Genomic DNA, 15921 nt, shown 5'->3' with positions numbered 1-15921 from the left:
ATCCATGGACGTCCTGCTCGACGTGGCCGGCCCGGTGGCCGTCATCACCCTGAACAGACCCGCCAAACTCAACGCCATCACCCCCGAGATGGCCGACGCGCTGCGCGCCTGCCTCGACCGCGTGGACGCCGACCCCGCCATCCGGGTGGCCGTGCTCACCGGCGCCGGGGAGCGCTCCTTCTGCGTGGGCAGCGACATCCGCGAGCTCAACGCGTACGCCACGCCGTGGGAGTTCCGCAACCGTGGCGACTACGGCGACGCGGTCCGCGCCCTGCGCAAGCCGATCGTCGCCGCCGTCAACGGCTACGCCTACGGCGGCGGCCTGGAGCTGGCCATGGCCTGCGACATCCGACTGGCCGCCACCACCGCCACCTTCGCCGCGCCCGAGATCAAGCTCGGCTGGATCGGCGGCAGCGGCCAGTCCGCCCTGCTCGCCCACTCCGTCGGCCCCGGCAACGCGGCCACCATGCTGCTCACCGGCGACCCGATCGACGCCGCGCGGGCCAAGGACTGGGGGCTGGTCACCGAGGTGCTGCCTCCTGACGAGCTGCTGCCGGCCGTACGAGAGCTGGCCGGGAAGATCGCCGCCCGGCCGCCGATCGCCGCCCAGACGGCCAAGGCCAACCTCAAGGCGGCCTACACCATGCCGCTCGACCAGGCCATCCAGTACGAGCGCGACCTGCAGACCGTCTGCATGGCCACCGCCGACGCGGCCGAGGGCCGGGCCGCGTTCGCCGCCCGCCGCGAGCCGGTCTTCGAGGGGCGCTGATGGGCGTACTCGATGGTTACCGCGTGGTCGACCTGTCCATCGCCATGGCGGGCCCGCTGGCCGCCATGCGCCTGGGCGACCTGGGCGCGGACGTGATCAAAGTGGAGCCGGTGACCGGCGAGTGGCAGCGCCACGCCCCCGCGGGAGGCGCCACGGGCAACCAGGTCAACGCCTCGTTCCTGTCCCTCAACCGCAACAAGCGCAGCCTGGCCGTGAACCTCAAGTCGGACGAGGGCCGCGACATCGTCCACCGGCTCGCCGCGACGGCGGACGTGTTCCTGCAGAACTACCGGCCCGGCGTCGCCGAGCGCCTCGGCATGGATCACGACACCATCAGCGGGCTCAATCCGCGCGTCGTCTACGTCTCCATGTCCGGGTACGGCGAAAGCGGCCCGTACGTGACGCGGCCGGGACAGGACCTGCTGCTCCAGGCCATGAGCGGCGCCATGCTCAGCACCGGCCGCGACGGCGACCCCCCGGCGCCCGCCGGCACGTACGCGATCGACGCGATCACCGCCTACAGCGCCTTCGAGGGCGCCCTGGCCGCGCTGCTGCACCGCGAGCGCACCGGCGAGGGCCAGCGGGTGAGCGTCAACATGCTGGACGCGGCCATCGCCGTACAGATGCAGGAGCTGTCGGTCTTCACCGTCGGCGGGGTCCCGCAGCGGCGCGGGCGCGAGCCGCACGGCCACACCTACATCCGCGCGCCGTACGGGGTGTTCGCCACCAAGGACGGCTACCTCGCGCTCGGCATGCCCAGGCTCGACGGGCTGGCCGTCGCGCTCGACCTGCCCGAGCTGGCCGGCATGGACGGACACACCCAGCGCGACGAGATCACCTCGACCGTCGCCCGGCGGCTGCCCGAGCGCACGACCGCCGAGTGGCTGGACATCTGCGCCCGCCACGACCTGTGGGCGGGCCCGGTGTACGGCTACGCGGAGCTGGTGGCCGACCCGCAGGTCCGGCACAACGGCTCGTTCGTCACCTACGACCACCGCACCGAGGGCACGGTCACCACGCCCGGCTTCCCGTACGGCCTCAGCGCCGCCCCGCCCCAGGTACGCAGGGGCGCGCCGCTGGTGGGCGAGCACACCGCGGAGATTCTCGGCGAGCTGGGCTACCCGGCGGAGCGCGCCGCCGAGCTGGTGGAGAAGGGCGTGCTGGCGTGCGCGGACTGACCTGGGACCACCCCCGCGGCCACGCCCCGCTCGACGAGCTCACCCGTCTCGACCTGGCCGGGCCGAACCCGTACAGCGACGTGCCCGAGCCGATCGAGTGGGACCGGCAGCCGCTCGAAGGCTTCGAGTCCGAGCCGATCGCCACGCTCAGCGCGTCGTACGACGTGCTGGTGATCGACCACCCCGGACTGGGCGCGTCGCTGGACTCGCTGGTGCCGATGGACGAGTTGTTCGCGCCGTCCGAGCTGGCCGATTTCCGCGCCCGCACCGTCGGCCGCTCCTATGAGAGCTACCACCTGGACGGGCGCCAGTGGGCGCTGCCGCTCGACGCGGCCGCCCAGGTGGCCGCCGCCTGGCCGGGCACGCACATTCCGGAGACCTGGCCAGAGACGGTGGAGTTCGCGCGGAAGGGCGGGCGGCTGACGCTGTGCCTGGGCGGGCCGCACGCCTTCCTCATGTTCTGCGCGCTGTGCTCCGGCGACTTCCTCGACCGCGAGGCGGGACTGCGGGCGCTGGAGCTCATGGCCGAGCTGCTCGCGCTGGCCGACCCCGAGGTCTCCCTGCGCAACCCGATCGGCGTCCTCGACGCCATGGCGGCGGGCGGGCCCGACCTCTGCCCGCTGGTGTACGGGTACGCCACCTACCCGCTGGCCTTCGCCGACGCCCCCGCCTGGCCCGGCGAAGCGCCGGGGAGCGTGCTCGGCGGCACCGGGCTGGCGGTCTCCAAGAGCCGGGTGCGCGACGGCGGGACCAAGGACGCCGTACGAGCCCACCTGCGCCGGTTGCTCTCGGAGCCGGTGCAGACCGGGCTGTTCCCCGCCACCGGCGGCCAGCCCGCCGCCCGCTCCGCCTGGGACGCCTCGGGCTTCTACCGCGACACCCGCGACACCGTGGAGGCGGCCTGGATCCGGCCGCGCTTCCCCGGCTACATCGGCAAGCAGGAGCGGACCTCCGCCCTGCTCCGCGACGGGCTGACCGCCCGCAGACCGGCCAGAGACCTGCTCGACGACCTGCACAGGGAGTGGACATGACCACGGCGCTGGTAACCGGCGCGGCCGGCGCGCTCGGCCAGGCGATCGTGCGCCGCCTGACGGCCGACGGCCACCAGGTGGCGGCGCTCGACCTCGACGCCGGCTCGCTCGACGGCGCGCTCAACCTGGCGGCCGACCTGCGCGACCCGGCCGCCATCGAGGACGCCTTCACCCGTACGGCCGCCGCGCTCGGGCCGGTCGGCATCCTGGTCAACAACGCGGCCATCTATCCCAGCAGACCCTTCCTGGAGGTGCCGCTGGCCGAGTACGACGACGTGCACGCGGTCAACCAGCGCGCCTACTGGCTGGCGGCCCAGCACGCGGCCAGGCAGATGACCTCGCTGGGCGCCGGCGCGATCATCAACATCGCGTCGATCACCATGCACGGCGGCTGGCCCGACCTGGCCGCCTACGTCGCCACCAAGGGCGCCGCCACCGCCCTGACCAGGGCCCTGGCCCGCGAGCTCGGGCCGCGCGAGATCCGCGTCAACTGCGTCTCGCCCGGCGCGTTCCCCACGGCCGCCGAGGAGATCCATTCGGATCCCGAGGCGTACAACCGGTTCGTCCTCGAACGGCAGGCGCTCCAGCGGCGCGGCCGCCCGGAGGAGCTGGCCGCCGTGGTGTCCTTCCTGGCCGGCCCCGACGCGTCCTTCGTCACCGGCCAGACCATCGAAGTCAACGGAGGGTGGGTGATGGCATGACGCCGACCCGCAGGCAACTGGCGGAGCTCACCGGCGACCCGGCCGCGATGGGCGGGGTGCGCCTGGTGACGCTCGGCGACGGCGCCGAACGCGGCATCCGGACGCTGGAGTTCCGCACCGGCTCGGGGCTGGCCTTCGACGTGCTGGTCGACCGGTGCATGGACATCGGCGCGGCCGAGCACGCCGGGCGGTCCTTCGGCTGGCGCTCCCCCACCGGCTTCCGCCATCCGGGGCTGCACGAGAACAACGACGAGGACGGCCTGTCCTGGCTGCGCTCGTTCTCCGGGCTCATGGTCACAGGCGGCCTCGACCACACGCTGTTCGGCGGCGAGGTCCCCGCCGACACCTACCGATATCCGCCCCGCCAGTCCGTACGGCATGGCCTGCACGGCCGCGCGGGCAACCTGCCCGCCCGGCTGACCGGCTACGGCGAGCGCTGGGACGGCGACCGCTGCGTCCTGTGGGCCGAGGGAGAGGTACGGCAGGCGGCGGTCTTCGGCGAGAACCTGACCCTGACCCGCCGCATCGAGGCCGACCTGGGCGGGGACGAGATCCGGCTGACCGACACCGTGACCAACGCCGGGTTCGAGCCGACGCCGCACATGTTCCTCTACCACATCAACCTCGGCTGGCCGCTGCTGGACGAGGGCGCCCGGTTCGAGGCGGACATCCGTGAGACCCTGTGGCAGAGCGACAGCGTCGCCGAGCAGGGGGCCGACCACCTGACGCTGCCGGGGCCGGTGCCGGGCTTCGTGGAGCAGGTGTACGAGCACGCGCTGAACCCCGGCGCCGAGGGCCTGCACCGGGTCGCGGTGGTCAACGACCGGCTGGGCATGGCGGTCAGCGTGGAGTTCCGGGCGGCGCAGTTCCCGTGCTTCTTCGAGTGGCTGAACCTGCGCTCCGGCAACTACGCGATCGGCCTGGAGCCGTCCACCCACCACGTGGGCGGCGACGCGGCGGCCCGCGAGGACGGCAGCATGATCTGGCTGGGGGCTCAGGAGTCGCGCACCTACCAGACCACGTTCAGGGTCGAAACGGCCTGAGTTCATGAGGAGGACCCGGTCCGCACCTGACTTTCGGTGCGGACCGGGTCCTCTGCTTTTTCCGCCGGTAATTCATGAATTATCGTCTAAATCAGACGTGCTTGAATGGTCGAATAGCCAGAGAGAGCCATTGATTGGCTGCGGAACGGCCTTTAGCATCGAAGACGCCTCGACCGGACCACCAGCGTGAAGGCGACCGAGAATTCGATGACAGAGCCGCTCACATTCCGCGCCACCACGACCGAGGAATTACCCTCATCGCTCTGATGCTCTCCGGAAGAGATTTCCCACCCGTACTCTCAAAGCCGCAGAAATCGGCCCGCTGAGCCGACGGGTTACATTCCACGATCAGAGAGTGCGAGGAAACATGCCCCCCGAGCAAGCGGAACACCGGCTGAGCCTGGACACCCGGGCCGCGCGCAACCTGGCCACCACCACCAAGACCCGTCCGCAGATGCAGGCCATCACCTCCCGCTGGCTGCTGCGCATGCTTCCGTGGGTGGACGTGGCCGGGGGCACCTATCGGGTCAACCGCCGCCTGACCCACGCGGTGGGACGCGGCCGGGTCAGCGTGGTGCAGAACGGCGCCGACGACGTGTGGATCATCTCGGAGACGCTCACGGAGCTGCCCGCCCTGCGCGGGTTCGGCGACCTCGACGTACTGAGCGCGCTCGCCTCGACGTTCACGGCTCGCCACTTCCAGGCCGGGGAGGTCATCGTCGAGGCCGGGACGCCGGTCACCGAGACCTTCGTCATCGCCCACGGCCGGCTCAACCGGCTGTCCACCGGCCAGTACGGCGGCACGGTGGTGCTCGGGGTCATCGCGGACGGCGATCAGTTCGGCGACGAGGTCTTCGCCCAGGACGATGCCCGGTGGCCGTGCTCGATCCAGGCCACCACCGCCGGGACGGTCATGGTGTCGCCGCGGCGGGAGTTCCAGCGGCTGCTCGACCAGTCGCCCGCCCTGCGGGAGCACATCCAGCGTTACCTGGAGGGCACCCGCAAACCGGTCAACAAGCGCGGCGAGGCGGCGGTCCACGTGGCCGCCGGGCACGTCGGCGAGCCGGACATCGGCGGCACCTTCGTGGACTACGAGCTCCACCCTCGCGAATACCCCCTGAGCGTCTCGCAGACCGTCCTGCGGGTCCACACCCGCGTGGCCGACCTCTACAACGAGCCGATGAACCAGTTCGACGAGCAGCTCCGCCTGACGATCCACGAGATCCGCGAGCGCCAGGAATGGGAGCTGCTCAACAACCGCGAGTTCGGGCTGCTGCACAACGCCGACTACAGCCAGCGGATCAACACCTGGTCCGGTCCCCCGACCCCGGACGACCTGGACGACCTGATCAGCATGCGCCGCAAGACCCGCCTGCTGCTCGCGCATCCCAAGGCGATCGCGGCCTTCTTCCGCGAATGCAACAAGCGCGGCCTGACCGTGGGCAGCGCCAACGTCAACGGCCACGAGATCCCGGCCTGGCGCGGAATCCCGATCTTCCCCTGCGGCAAGATTCCGATCACCGACGGGCACACCAGCTCGATCGTGGCCATGCGCACGGGCGAGGAGGACCAGGGAGTGGTCGGCCTGCACCAGGTCGGCATCCCCGAGGAGTACGAGCCCGGCCTGAACGTCCGCTTCATGGGGATCAACAGCCAGGCGGTGATGTCCTACCTGGTCAGCGCCTATTACTCGACGGCGATCCTGGTGCCCGACGCGATCGGGATCCTGGAGAACGCCAACATCGCCGCCCCCCGCTCCTGACAATCTTAGGAAGAGGGCCGCATGCCCGCAGACGACACCGCAGAACCTCCGGCCGCCATCACGCTGCCGACCGGCCCGTCCATCCGCCGACCCGCCGAATCCCGGCTCCAGGCCGTACCAGACAAGCCCGCCGGAGCGGACGCGCCGGCCCGGATGGTGGCGGGCCCCACCGGTCTGGGCACCTCTGCGCTGCGCGTCCCGTCCCCGGACCAGTGGCCCCCGCCCAGGGTCTGCGAGCACGACGGGCACGAATCCCCGCAGCCGCGGCTGACCCTGTCGAGCGCCATGCTCACGTACGACCTCGAGCCGCTCGCCTACCAGGAGCGGGAGTGGGGCGACGGGTCGTACCCCCCGCTGTACTGCCCCGAGACCGTACGCGACGACGAGGACCTGGGCGACGAGGTCAACCGGCGCCTGGTGGCGTGGGCGGAGCGGGTCGGGCTCCACGAGGGCCGGATGAAGGAGTTCAGCGACACGGGCTACGGCCGGCTGGCCATGCTCACGCACCCCGACGCCGACGACCCCGACATGCTGCTGATCGCGGCGCAGACGAACGCCGCCTGGTGGGCGGCCGACGACTACTACGCCGACGAGACCGACCTGGGCGCGACGCCGACCGAGCTGCCACCGCGGCTGGCCCTGGTGACCTCCGCCATGGACCCGCCGCCGCCCGCGGGCGACTACACCCGCCGGCTCGAGGAGGCGATCCAGGCCGACCCCGTCCTGGTCTCACTGAGGTCGAGCATCAGCCACATCTCCCGCCACGCCAGCTCGGCACAGATCGGGCGCGTCTGCAACATCACTTCCCAGATGTACGTGAGCTGGGCGGCCTATGCGGCTTGGCGCTATCTGGAGACGCCGCCGCCGGTCTGGCGCTACCTCGCGGCACGTCAGCACGACAGCTTCTACACCTCTATGACGCTGATCGACATCGTGGGCGGCTACAACCTGGGCGCCGACCTGTTCTTCATGCGGCGCTTCCACACCGCGCTCATGCAGGCGGGCACCGCCAGCGTCCTGGTCAACGACCTGTATTCCGTCGAGAAGGAGGCCGCGGACGAACTCCCCGACTCCAACGTGATCCTGCTCATCGCGGCCGAGGAGAAGTGTTCCATCCGCGAGGCGACCGAACGCGCGGTCGCCCTCCACAACGATCTCGTCAAGGGCTTCGAATCCAGCCATCGCGCGCTCATTTCCCTCCGGTGTCCCGAGCTCCACCGGTTCCTGCGCGGCGCGCAGGCGTGGATGGCCGGATGCCTCGAATGGCACGGCTCCACCAGCCGCTATCAGTCTTGACCGCACCCCCCGAAGTTCATTGAAGAGCAGTTCATTGAAGAAGGGAATCCCTCAGGTGACCGCTACGCAGGACTCCTCCGTTCTCAGCAGCCTCTACCAGCGATCCGTCGCCGACTACTGGAACACCGAGCAGAACCCGGTCAACCTCCGGCTGGGCGAAGTGGACGGCATCTACCACCATCACTACGGCATCGGCGAGGTCGACTGGACGGTCCTGGACGGCCCCGCGGAGACCCGGGACGAACGCGTGATCAAGGAGCTCCACCGGCTCGAATCCGCGCAGGCCGACTTCCTCATGAGCCGGCTCGGCCCGCTCGAACCCCACCACCGGGCCATGGACGCGGGCTCGGGCCGAGGCGGCTCCAGCATCGTCGCCAACCTGCGGTTCGGCTGCCACGTGGACGGCGTCTCCATTTCCGAGTCGCAGGTCGCCTTCGCCAACGAGCAGGCCAGGAAGCGCGGCGTGGCCGACAAGGTGCGCTTCCACTTCCGCAACATGCTCGACACCGGGTTCGAGTCTGGAACGTTCCAGGCGATCTGGAACAACGAGAGCACCATGTACGTCGAGCTCTCGCTGCTGTTCGCCGAACACGCCCGGCTGCTGCGCCGCGGTGGCCGATATGTGTGCATCACCGGCTGTTACAACGACGCCTACGGCCTGCCGTCCCGTGCCATCAGCCAGATCAACGCGCACTACATCTGCGACATCCATCCGCGCAGCACGTACTTCAGGGAAATGGCGGCCAACCGCCTCGTCCCCATCAGCGTCGTGGACCTCACGCCCGCGACGATCCCCTACTGGGAGCTCCGCGCCCAGACCGCCCTGGCCACCGGCATCGAACAGCCCTTCCTCGACGCCTACAAGAACGGCAGCTTCCAGTACCTGCTCATCGCCGCCGATCGCGCCTGACAGACCTGCCGTCCCGGCCGCCGGCGACGCGAGCGTCGCCGGCGGCACCCCTCCCCGGGCGGCGCTCAAAGGCGTGTACCGGGCGGTAAAGTGGTGTGATCGTGGTAACCCGTAACGACGTGGCGCGCCTGGCCGGGACCTCGCCCGCCGTGGTCAGCTATGTGATGAACAACGGCCCCAAGCCGGTGTCCGCGGCGACCCGGAGCCGGGTGCTGGCGGCCGTCGAGGAGCTGGGCTACCGTCCCAACGCCGTGGCCAGGTCGCTGCGCGCGCGGCGGACCTGGACGATCGGCGTCATCGCCTCCGACAGCGCGGGCGGCAAGAGCCCGTTCTTCGGCGAGTTCACCAGATCGTGCGAGGACGTGGCCTGGGAGCGCGGCTACTCCGTCCTGCTCGGCAACTCGGCCGAGGATCCCGCACGCGCCGAGGGCTACGTACGCTCGTTCATGGAGCGGCAGGTCGACGGCCTGGTGCTGATGCGGGTGCGCCCGTCGCCCCAACAGGTCAAGGAGATGGAGGGCGGCATCCCGGTCGTGACGATCGACCACGAGGCGCCCCCCTTCTTCTCCAGGCTGGCCGTGGACGATGAGGAGGGCGGCCGGCTCGCGGCCGCGCACCTGGCGGGGCACGGCCACACCCGGCTCGCGTTCATCGGAGGGCCGCTGGACATCACGGCCGTCGAACTGCGGTTGGCGGGGTGGCGCAGGGGGCTGGCCGAGGCCGGGCTCGACAGCTCACTGGTCGCGCTGGGCCCGCTCAGCATGGAGGGCGGCTATTCGGCCGCCGTCGAGCTGCTGGCCCAGCGGCCGACCGCGGTGTTCGCCACCACTGACCATCAGGCGATCGGCGCCATGCGCGCCGCCGCCGACCTGGGCCTGCGGGTGCCCGGTGACCTGGCGATCGTCGGGTTCGACGGGGCACGCGAGTCGGCGTTCACCGTGCCGGGCCTGACGACGATCAGGCAGCCGATCGACGAAATGGCCCGCTTCGCCACGGAGACGCTGATCGCCGGGGTCGAGCAGGGCGCCCACCAGCCGGTGACGAAGATCTACCCCGCCGAGCTCGTGGTCCGCGGCTCGTGCGGCTGCCAGGACCGGCGGACGCCCTAGGTGGCGTGATCCGCCGCCACGGTCCTGGCGACGATCTGCGCGGCGACCTCGTCCGCGCGCGCCGCGACCGTGATCCTCGTGCGGCCCGCGCCTTCCGTGAACACGCTCCCCCCATCGGGACCGATCGCCACGTGGCCCTCCGGCGTGAATCCGAACAGATCGGGCGCCAGCAGGGTCAGCACCGTGATCGGGTCGTGCGGGCTGTTCCACTCCTCGTTCCAGAACCGCCACCACTGCTCGATCTCCGCCTTCAGCGCCTGCCCGAACTCGCCTGCCTCAGCGATCCTGGCCACGTCGCCGGCCTCCAGCCGCACGGTCGTGGTGATCTCCAGCCCGGTCACGGTGATCGGAGCGCCGGAGTCGAACACGATCTTCGCCGCCTCGGGGTCGCACTTGAAGTTGTGCTCCGGCTTCGCGGAGTCGAAGCGCCCGCCCATGATCCACAGGTGCCCGACGTTCGCCGCGAACTCCGGGTCGGCCTGGATGGCGTTCGCGATGTTGGTCAGCGGGCCGATCGCGACGACGTCGATCTGGCCCGGTGCCTGGCGTACCAGCTCGGTGAGGTAGGCGGTGGCGTCCGGCTCATGAGAGATCCGCTCGGTGTCGAGGTCGGGGAAGAGCTTGCCCTCGTGGCCCGCCCACCAGACCTCGCGGTCGGTGAGCGTCTTCTCCGCGCCGGGCACCACGGTGAGGGTACGGCCGGCCAGCCGTACCAGCCGCTGGGCCAGGCGCGCCCGCAGCGCCGTGTCACCGTAGACGGTGACGCAGCCGAGCAGGTCCACCTCCGGCGACCCGAGCAGGACGGCCAGCGCGAGCGCGTCGTCCACGTCGGAGCCGAGGTCGGTGTCGAGAACGATCTGACGGTCAGCCATGATGGCCTTTCTCTATTTGAGCCCGGTCGTCGCGATGGACTGGGTGAACTGGCGCTGGAAGCGCAGGATGATGACCAGCGGGATCACGGTCAGCACGACCGAGCCGGCGAACAGCTGCCCGTAGTCGATGGTGAACTGCCCGCGCATGTTGGCCAGCGCGATCGGCCCCAGCTGGTGCTCGGCGTCGGTGCCGATGAGCAGCGGCCAGACGTACGCCTGCCACTGGAAGATGAACAACGTCAGACCCGCACTGACCAGGGCGGGACGCGACAACGGCAGATACAGCCGGGCGAACACCCCGAACCACCCCAGCCCGTCGATCCGCGCCGCCTCCACCAGTTCGGCCGGGACGGCCAGGAAGAACTGACGCAGCAGGAAGATCGCCAGGCCGTGACCGAGTCCGGGCAGGATGAGGCCCGCGTAGGTGTTCTGCAGGTTCCAGTCGCGAAACAGCGTGGCCAGCGGGATCGCGATCGCGTCGAACGGGATGAGGAAGCTCAGCACGACGAGGCCGAAGAGCACGCCCTGGCCCCGGAACCTGATGGCCGACAGGCCGAACGCCGCCGCCGCGGAGATGGCCAGGCCGATCAGGACGGTGGCCAGCGCGACGAGCAGCGAGTTGGCGATGGCCCGGCCGAAGCCGCCCGTCAGCAGCGCCAGATAGTTGGCGAGCGTCGGGTCGGCGGGGATCAGCGAGTTGCCGAGGTTGCCCGTGCCGCGCAGCGAACTGCTGAGCGCCCACAGCAGGGGCAGCGCGAAGGCGAGGCCGACGACGCCGGCGAGTGTCTTTCTGAGCATGCTCAGTCCTTGGCGCGCAGCAGGCGGAACTGGACGATGACGACCGCGAGCACGACCAGCACCAGCAGCATGACCTCGGCCTGGGCCAGATTGAGGTCGCCGACGCTGTAGGCGCGGGTGAAGATGTCGAACATGGTGACGTTCGTGGAGCCCTGCGGGCCGCCGTTGGTCAGCATCTGGACCGGGGCGAAGACCAGGAAGTTGGAGACCGTGTCGGCCACCAGGACGAACGCCAGCGGCCTGCGCAGCAGCGGCAGCGTCACGTGCCAGAATCTGGCCCAGGACGAGGCGCCGTCGATGGCCGCCGCCTCGTAGAGCGCGCGCGGGATGTCCTGCATGCCGGCGATGAGGAACATCATCCAGTAGCCGACCCCGATCCACGACAGCAGCACGATCAGGCACCACAGCGCCTGCTGCGGCGAGGTCAGGAACGGCTGCTGCGGGATGCCCAGCACGTGCAGCACGGCGTTGAGCATCCCGTCGGGCCGGTAGGCCACGCTCCAGATGGCCGCCGACACCGCCGGCGGCACCGCGATCGGCAGGATCACCAGGGAGCGCAGGAAGCGCACCCCGGCGAACTTCTGCGTGTAGAGGACCGCCAGCGCGAGGGCGACCGCGATCTGCAGCGGGTTCACGATCAGGCTGAACACCAGCGTGACCTTGACGCTCTGCAGGAACGTCGGGTCGTCGAACAGCGTCGCGTAGTTGCCGAGGCCGACGAACGACGTCTCACCGGTGACCAGGCTGGTGTGCCGCAGGCTGCTGCCGATGGCGATGCCCGCGGGGATCAGCCGGAGCGCCAGCAGAGCCACCAGCGCGGGCGCCAGAAAGGCCAGCGCGACCTTCATCGAAGCTGCTTCCAGGCGGTGGTGATCTCCTGGGTCGCCTGGTCGAGCCGGGCCTTGGGGTCGGCGCCGTTACGGATGTCGGCGAACGCCTTGGTCATGATGTCCTCGAACTGGATGTAGCCGACCGACGCGGGCCGCGCCACCGCCGTGTTCTGGGCGTCGTACTTCATGATCTCGCCGACGCCCTTCGCCTTGGCGTCGAGCAGGGGTACGTACTTGCCGAACGCCGCCTTGTTCGACGGGATGATCGTGGTGTTCTGCGTGGTCTGGAGGTTGCCTTCGGGGTCGAGCGCGGCGTACTCGATGAACTTCTTCGCCGCCGCCTGCCTCTTGGAGGCCGGGTTGACGCCCCACGACCACGAGCCGGTCGGGGTCACCGGCTTGCCGCCCTGGAAGTAGGGGTACGGTGCCACGCCCCACTTCAGCCCCTTGGCCGCGGCGAACGTGCCCACGTCCCAGGGGCCGCCGGCGAAGAAGGCCACCTTGCCCTCGCTGAACAGCGGCGAGGTCTGGAAGGAGCCGACGCCGCGCGGGGCCAGCTTGTTCGCGAACAGGCCGTGGTACCAGGTCATCGCCTTGAGCCAGCCGTCGGTCGTGATGGCGGGCGTCAGCATCTCGGGGCCGGTGATCCCGGATCCGCCGCCGAGCGACTCGGCGAGGCTCTGCAGCTGGTAGAACTGCTCGATCTGCTCAGGGATGACCGCCCACTGGGCGCCGGCCTTCTCCTGCGCCTTCTTGCCGGCCTCGACCGTCTGCTCCCACGTCCACCGCTTGGCCGGGTCGCTCGGCGGTGGCTGGACGCCCGCCTTCTCCAGCAACTCGGTGTTGTAGAAGAGGAACTGGTCGGAGGTCCAGATGGGCAGCGCCCACAGCTTGTCTCTGAAGACGTTGACCTCGTACTGCCCGGGGAGCGCGGCGCTCTTGGCCTTGTCCGTCAGGTCGCTCAGGTCGGTGAGGAAGCCGCGGGTGGCGAGCGCGGCGACGCGCGGCTGGTCGACCGTGTAGACGTCGATCGAGTCGTCCTTGGCCGCGAGGCGCTGCTGGAGCACGCTGTTGAGCTGGTCGAAGGGGACCTGGGTGTAGTTGACCTTGGTCCCCGGGTTCTTGGCCTCGAACCCGGCGATGACTGGGGCGAAGGTCTTGGGGTCCTCGGGGCCGACGAACTGGATCGGGCCCGAGGCGTCGGCGGCCTGGCTCGCGCCGCCCGACCCGCCCGACCCGCCCGACCCACCTGAGCCGCAGGCGGCCAGGGCGCCGGCCAGGGCTGTCGTGGCGATAACCACCCTGAAGAACTTCATCCCCTAGCTCCTTCTGGACCGAGGTCTACACGTGTCACCTTCAGGCGGCCAGGATGCCACCAAGCGCGCAGAAGGACAAGGGCCAGGTCAGGCGGCTCGTACGCCGCCCGACTGGACATTTAGGACGCACCACCTAAAGACGTTGACATACCCGCAAACCGGGCCATAGATTTTTTGCGAAACGTTTTCACCGACTCGTCTCGGCCCACTGCTGCGCCGAGCCGCCCAGGCCGGAGTGGAATGACTTCGTTAGGCTCGGGCCCGGCGCGACGGAGCAGGCATTCGATGGCCTCGCCGCGACTGGGCACGCACACCCTCACCGAAGAGCGCGGGCTGCTCTTCGGCGGCGACTACAACCCCGAGCAGTGGCCAGAAGAGGTCTGGACCGAGGACGTCGAACTGATGAGGGCGGCCGGGGTCAACCTGGTCACCGTCGGCGTGTTCAGCTGGGCGCGGATCGAGCCGAGGCCGGGCGCGCGCGACTTCGGCTGGCTGGACCGGGTGCTCGACCTGCTCGGCTCGGCCGGGATCGCGGTCGACCTGGCCACCCCGACCGCCTCGCCGCCGCCGTGGCTGGGCCACCGCTGGCCGCGGACCCTGCCCGTGGACGAGTCGGGACACCGGCTCTGGTACGGCTCGCGCAACCAGTTCTGCCCATCGTCCCCGGCCTACCGGGAGAAGGCACTGGCCATCGTCACCGACCTCGCCGACCGCTACGCCGACCACCCGGCGCTGGCGCTGTGGCACGTGGGCAACGAGTACGGCCAGGTCTGCCACTGCGGTGACACGGCGGCGGCGTTCCGTACCTGGCTGCGGGAGCGCTACGGCGACCTGGACGCCCTGAACGAGGCGTGGGGCACCAGCTTCTGGAGCCAGCATTATGGCGAGTGGGCCGAGATCATCACCCCGCGCCGCGCCCCGTACATGATCAACCCCACACAGCAGCTCGACTTCTGGCGGTTCTGCTCGGACGCGCTGCTCGCGCACTACCGCGCCGAACGCGACATCCTGCGCGAACGAACACCGGACGTGCCCATCACCACGAACTTCATGGGTCTGTTCAAGCCCGTCGACTACTGGGCGTGGGCGCCAGAAGAGGACATTGTCTCAAACGACTGGTACCCCGACCCCGCCGACCCGCTCTCTCCCGCCCGCTCGGCGCTCACCCACGACCTGACCCGCTCACTCGGCGGCGGACGGCCATGGTTGCTGATGGAGCAGGCCACGAACGGGGTGAACTGGCGCCCGCACAACCTCCCCAAACAGGCAGGACAGCTGCGGCTGGAGTCGCTGCAGGCACTCGCCCGCGGCGCCGACGGGCTGTGCTACTTCCAGTGGCGGGCCTCCCGGTTCGGGGCCGAGCGCTTCCACGCCGCGATGGTGCCGCACGCGGGGCCGGAGACGCGGCTGCACGCCGAGGTCCGCGCCCACGGCAACGAGCTGCGCGGGCTGGCCTCGGTGGCGGGCACGCCGGTGCCCGCCAAGGTGGCGATGGTGCACGACTGGGCCAGCTGGTGGGCACTGGAGGAGCGCGGCCGGCCCAGTGACCGGCTCACCCTGCCCGACCAGCTCCTGCGCTTCTACCGGCCGCTGTGGGAGCGCGGCGTGACCGTGGACCTGGTGCCGCCGTCCGCGGACCTCAGTGGGTACGCGCTGACCGTGGTGCCGAACCTCTACCTGATCAGTGACGGGGACGCCGCGTCCCTGACCGAGTATGTGCACCGCGGCGGTGTGTTGCTGGTCGGCCCCTTCTCCGGGGTGGCGGACCCGCGGGCGCACGTCCGTACCGGCCGCTTTCCCGCGCCGCTGCGCGAGGTGCTGGGCGCGTCCGGCGAGGAGTGGCTGCCCGCGCCGGAGGACCGGCCGGTGCGCTGCCACTGGGCCGACGGCACCGGCTTCACCGCGCGGATCTGGACCGAGCTGATGGCCGCCGAGGGCGCCGAGCCGGTGGCCACATTCGCCGACGGCGATCTGGCCGGCCGCCCGGCGGTGCTGCGGCACGAGAGCGGCGCGGGCGTCGCCTGGTACGTGGCGACGGTGCCCGAGGCCGACGGGCTGGCCGAGCTGACCGCGCGGGTGCTGGCCGACGCGGACGTGACCGGCGCCCTGCCCGAGCTGCCGCCCGGCGTCGAGGCGGTACGCCGGGGGCCCGTGCTGTTCGTGCTCAACCACGGTGACGAGACGCGGCGCGTGCCGATCCCCTATCCGGCCGAGGACCTGCTGACCGGGTCCACGGCCGACGGCATGGTGACACTGGCGCCGCGCGCGGTCGTCGCACTACGGCCTCTCGACTGATCCCGTCAGAG

Annotated in this window: 14 protein-coding genes; 10 read left to right on the top strand and 4 right to left on the bottom strand. The window is 70.6% G+C overall.

The features are described from left to right. The first annotated feature begins 4 nt into the window (after positions 1 to 4). From AB0C30_RS24095 to AB0C30_RS24055, 9 genes are all read left to right on the top strand, one after another. The gene (locus AB0C30_RS24095) at positions 5 to 769 is read left to right on the top strand and encodes an enoyl-CoA hydratase/isomerase family protein (protein ID WP_357947857.1); all 765 of its coding nucleotides are present in this window, start codon (positions 5 to 7) and stop codon (positions 767 to 769) included. After that, entirely contained in the window at positions 769 to 1947 is a 1179-nt protein-coding gene (locus AB0C30_RS24090) for a CoA transferase (protein WP_357947854.1), read from the top strand. Before AB0C30_RS24095 ends, AB0C30_RS24090 begins: the two co-directional genes overlap by 1 nt. Next, positions 1935 to 2978 carry a hypothetical protein gene (locus AB0C30_RS24085; RefSeq protein ID WP_357947851.1) on the top strand — a complete coding sequence of 348 codons (1044 nt, stop codon included), beginning with the start codon at positions 1935 to 1937 and terminating at the stop codon, positions 2976 to 2978. The genes AB0C30_RS24090 and AB0C30_RS24085 overlap by 13 nt, the downstream gene beginning before the upstream one ends. Then, positions 2975 to 3679: an SDR family oxidoreductase gene (locus AB0C30_RS24080; protein WP_357947849.1), complete on the top strand. Its 705-nt coding sequence runs from the start codon at positions 2975 to 2977 to the stop codon at positions 3677 to 3679. Before AB0C30_RS24085 ends, AB0C30_RS24080 begins: the two co-directional genes overlap by 4 nt. Beyond that, positions 3676 to 4722, top strand: a complete 1047-nt coding sequence (locus tag AB0C30_RS24075; RefSeq protein WP_357947846.1) for an aldose 1-epimerase family protein — start codon at positions 3676 to 3678, stop codon at positions 4720 to 4722. The genes AB0C30_RS24080 and AB0C30_RS24075 overlap by 4 nt, the downstream gene beginning before the upstream one ends. A 367-nt stretch (positions 4723 to 5089) precedes the next feature. Continuing rightward, positions 5090 to 6484 carry a family 2B encapsulin nanocompartment shell protein gene (locus AB0C30_RS24070; RefSeq protein WP_357947843.1) on the top strand — a complete coding sequence of 465 codons (1395 nt, stop codon included), beginning with the start codon at positions 5090 to 5092 and terminating at the stop codon, positions 6482 to 6484. 21 nt (positions 6485 to 6505) lie between these two features. Then, positions 6506 to 7780, top strand: a complete 1275-nt coding sequence (locus tag AB0C30_RS24065) for a family 2 encapsulin nanocompartment cargo protein terpene cyclase (RefSeq protein ID WP_357947840.1) — start codon at positions 6506 to 6508, stop codon at positions 7778 to 7780. Between the two features lie 55 nt (positions 7781 to 7835). Further along, entirely contained in the window at positions 7836 to 8690 is an 855-nt protein-coding gene (locus AB0C30_RS24060) for a geranyl diphosphate 2-C-methyltransferase (RefSeq protein WP_357947837.1), read from the top strand. A gap of 101 nt (positions 8691 to 8791) precedes the next feature. Continuing rightward, a complete protein-coding gene (locus tag AB0C30_RS24055) occupies positions 8792 to 9799 on the top strand; it encodes a LacI family DNA-binding transcriptional regulator (RefSeq protein ID WP_357947835.1) in 1008 nt (335 codons plus the stop codon). Here AB0C30_RS24055 and AB0C30_RS24050 read toward each other — a convergent pair. From AB0C30_RS24050 to AB0C30_RS24035, 4 genes are read right to left on the bottom strand one after another with little or no spacing between them, the layout of a single operon-like run. Then, entirely contained in the window at positions 9796 to 10671 is an 876-nt protein-coding gene (locus AB0C30_RS24050) for a nucleoside hydrolase (RefSeq protein ID WP_357947832.1), read from the bottom strand. The genes AB0C30_RS24055 and AB0C30_RS24050 overlap by 4 nt on opposite strands. A gap of 12 nt (positions 10672 to 10683) precedes the next feature. Then, entirely contained in the window at positions 10684 to 11469 is a 786-nt protein-coding gene (locus AB0C30_RS24045; protein ID WP_357947829.1) for a carbohydrate ABC transporter permease, read from the bottom strand. Positions 11470 to 11471: 2 nt separating this feature from the next. Next, positions 11472 to 12317: a sugar ABC transporter permease gene (locus AB0C30_RS24040; RefSeq protein WP_357947826.1), complete on the bottom strand. Its 846-nt coding sequence runs from the start codon at positions 12315 to 12317 to the stop codon at positions 11472 to 11474. After that, entirely contained in the window at positions 12314 to 13615 is a 1302-nt protein-coding gene (locus AB0C30_RS24035; RefSeq protein WP_357947824.1) for a sugar ABC transporter substrate-binding protein, read from the bottom strand. The genes AB0C30_RS24040 and AB0C30_RS24035 overlap by 4 nt, the downstream gene beginning before the upstream one ends. Positions 13616 to 13900: 285 nt before the next feature. Between AB0C30_RS24035 and AB0C30_RS24030 the strand changes: the two genes are divergently transcribed. Continuing rightward, positions 13901 to 15910 carry a beta-galactosidase gene (locus AB0C30_RS24030; RefSeq protein ID WP_357947822.1) on the top strand — a complete coding sequence of 670 codons (2010 nt, stop codon included), beginning with the start codon at positions 13901 to 13903 and terminating at the stop codon, positions 15908 to 15910. The last annotated feature ends 11 nt before the right edge of the window (positions 15911 to 15921 follow it).

This window comes from Nonomuraea sp. NPDC048901, from assembly GCF_040649695.1.
In the GTDB taxonomy this organism is placed as follows: Bacteria; Actinomycetota; Actinomycetes; order Streptosporangiales; family Streptosporangiaceae; genus Nonomuraea.
Note: the sequence above shows the minus strand (reverse complement) of the source record. Positions and strands in the feature narration are given on the sequence as shown.

Coding starts and splice junctions, on each gene's coding strand:
- AB0C30_RS24095 (WP_357947857.1), top strand. CDS start 5: ATGGACGTCCTGCTCGACGTGGCCGGCCCGGTGGCCGTCATCACCCTG.
- AB0C30_RS24090 (WP_357947854.1), top strand. CDS start 769: ATGGGCGTACTCGATGGTTACCGCGTGGTCGACCTGTCCATCGCCATG.
- AB0C30_RS24080 (WP_357947849.1), top strand. CDS start 2,975: ATGACCACGGCGCTGGTAACCGGCGCGGCCGGCGCGCTCGGCCAGGCG.
- AB0C30_RS24075 (WP_357947846.1), top strand. CDS start 3,676: ATGACGCCGACCCGCAGGCAACTGGCGGAGCTCACCGGCGACCCGGCC.
- AB0C30_RS24070 (WP_357947843.1), top strand. CDS start 5,090: ATGCCCCCCGAGCAAGCGGAACACCGGCTGAGCCTGGACACCCGGGCC.
- AB0C30_RS24065 (WP_357947840.1), top strand. CDS start 6,506: ATGCCCGCAGACGACACCGCAGAACCTCCGGCCGCCATCACGCTGCCG.
- AB0C30_RS24050 (WP_357947832.1), bottom strand. CDS start 10,671: ATGGCTGACCGTCAGATCGTTCTCGACACCGACCTCGGCTCCGACGTG.
- AB0C30_RS24045 (WP_357947829.1), bottom strand. CDS start 11,469: ATGCTCAGAAAGACACTCGCCGGCGTCGTCGGCCTCGCCTTCGCGCTG.
- AB0C30_RS24040 (WP_357947826.1), bottom strand. CDS start 12,317: ATGAAGGTCGCGCTGGCCTTTCTGGCGCCCGCGCTGGTGGCTCTGCTG.
- AB0C30_RS24035 (WP_357947824.1), bottom strand. CDS start 13,615: ATGAAGTTCTTCAGGGTGGTTATCGCCACGACAGCCCTGGCCGGCGCC.
- AB0C30_RS24030 (WP_357947822.1), top strand. CDS start 13,901: ATGGCCTCGCCGCGACTGGGCACGCACACCCTCACCGAAGAGCGCGGG.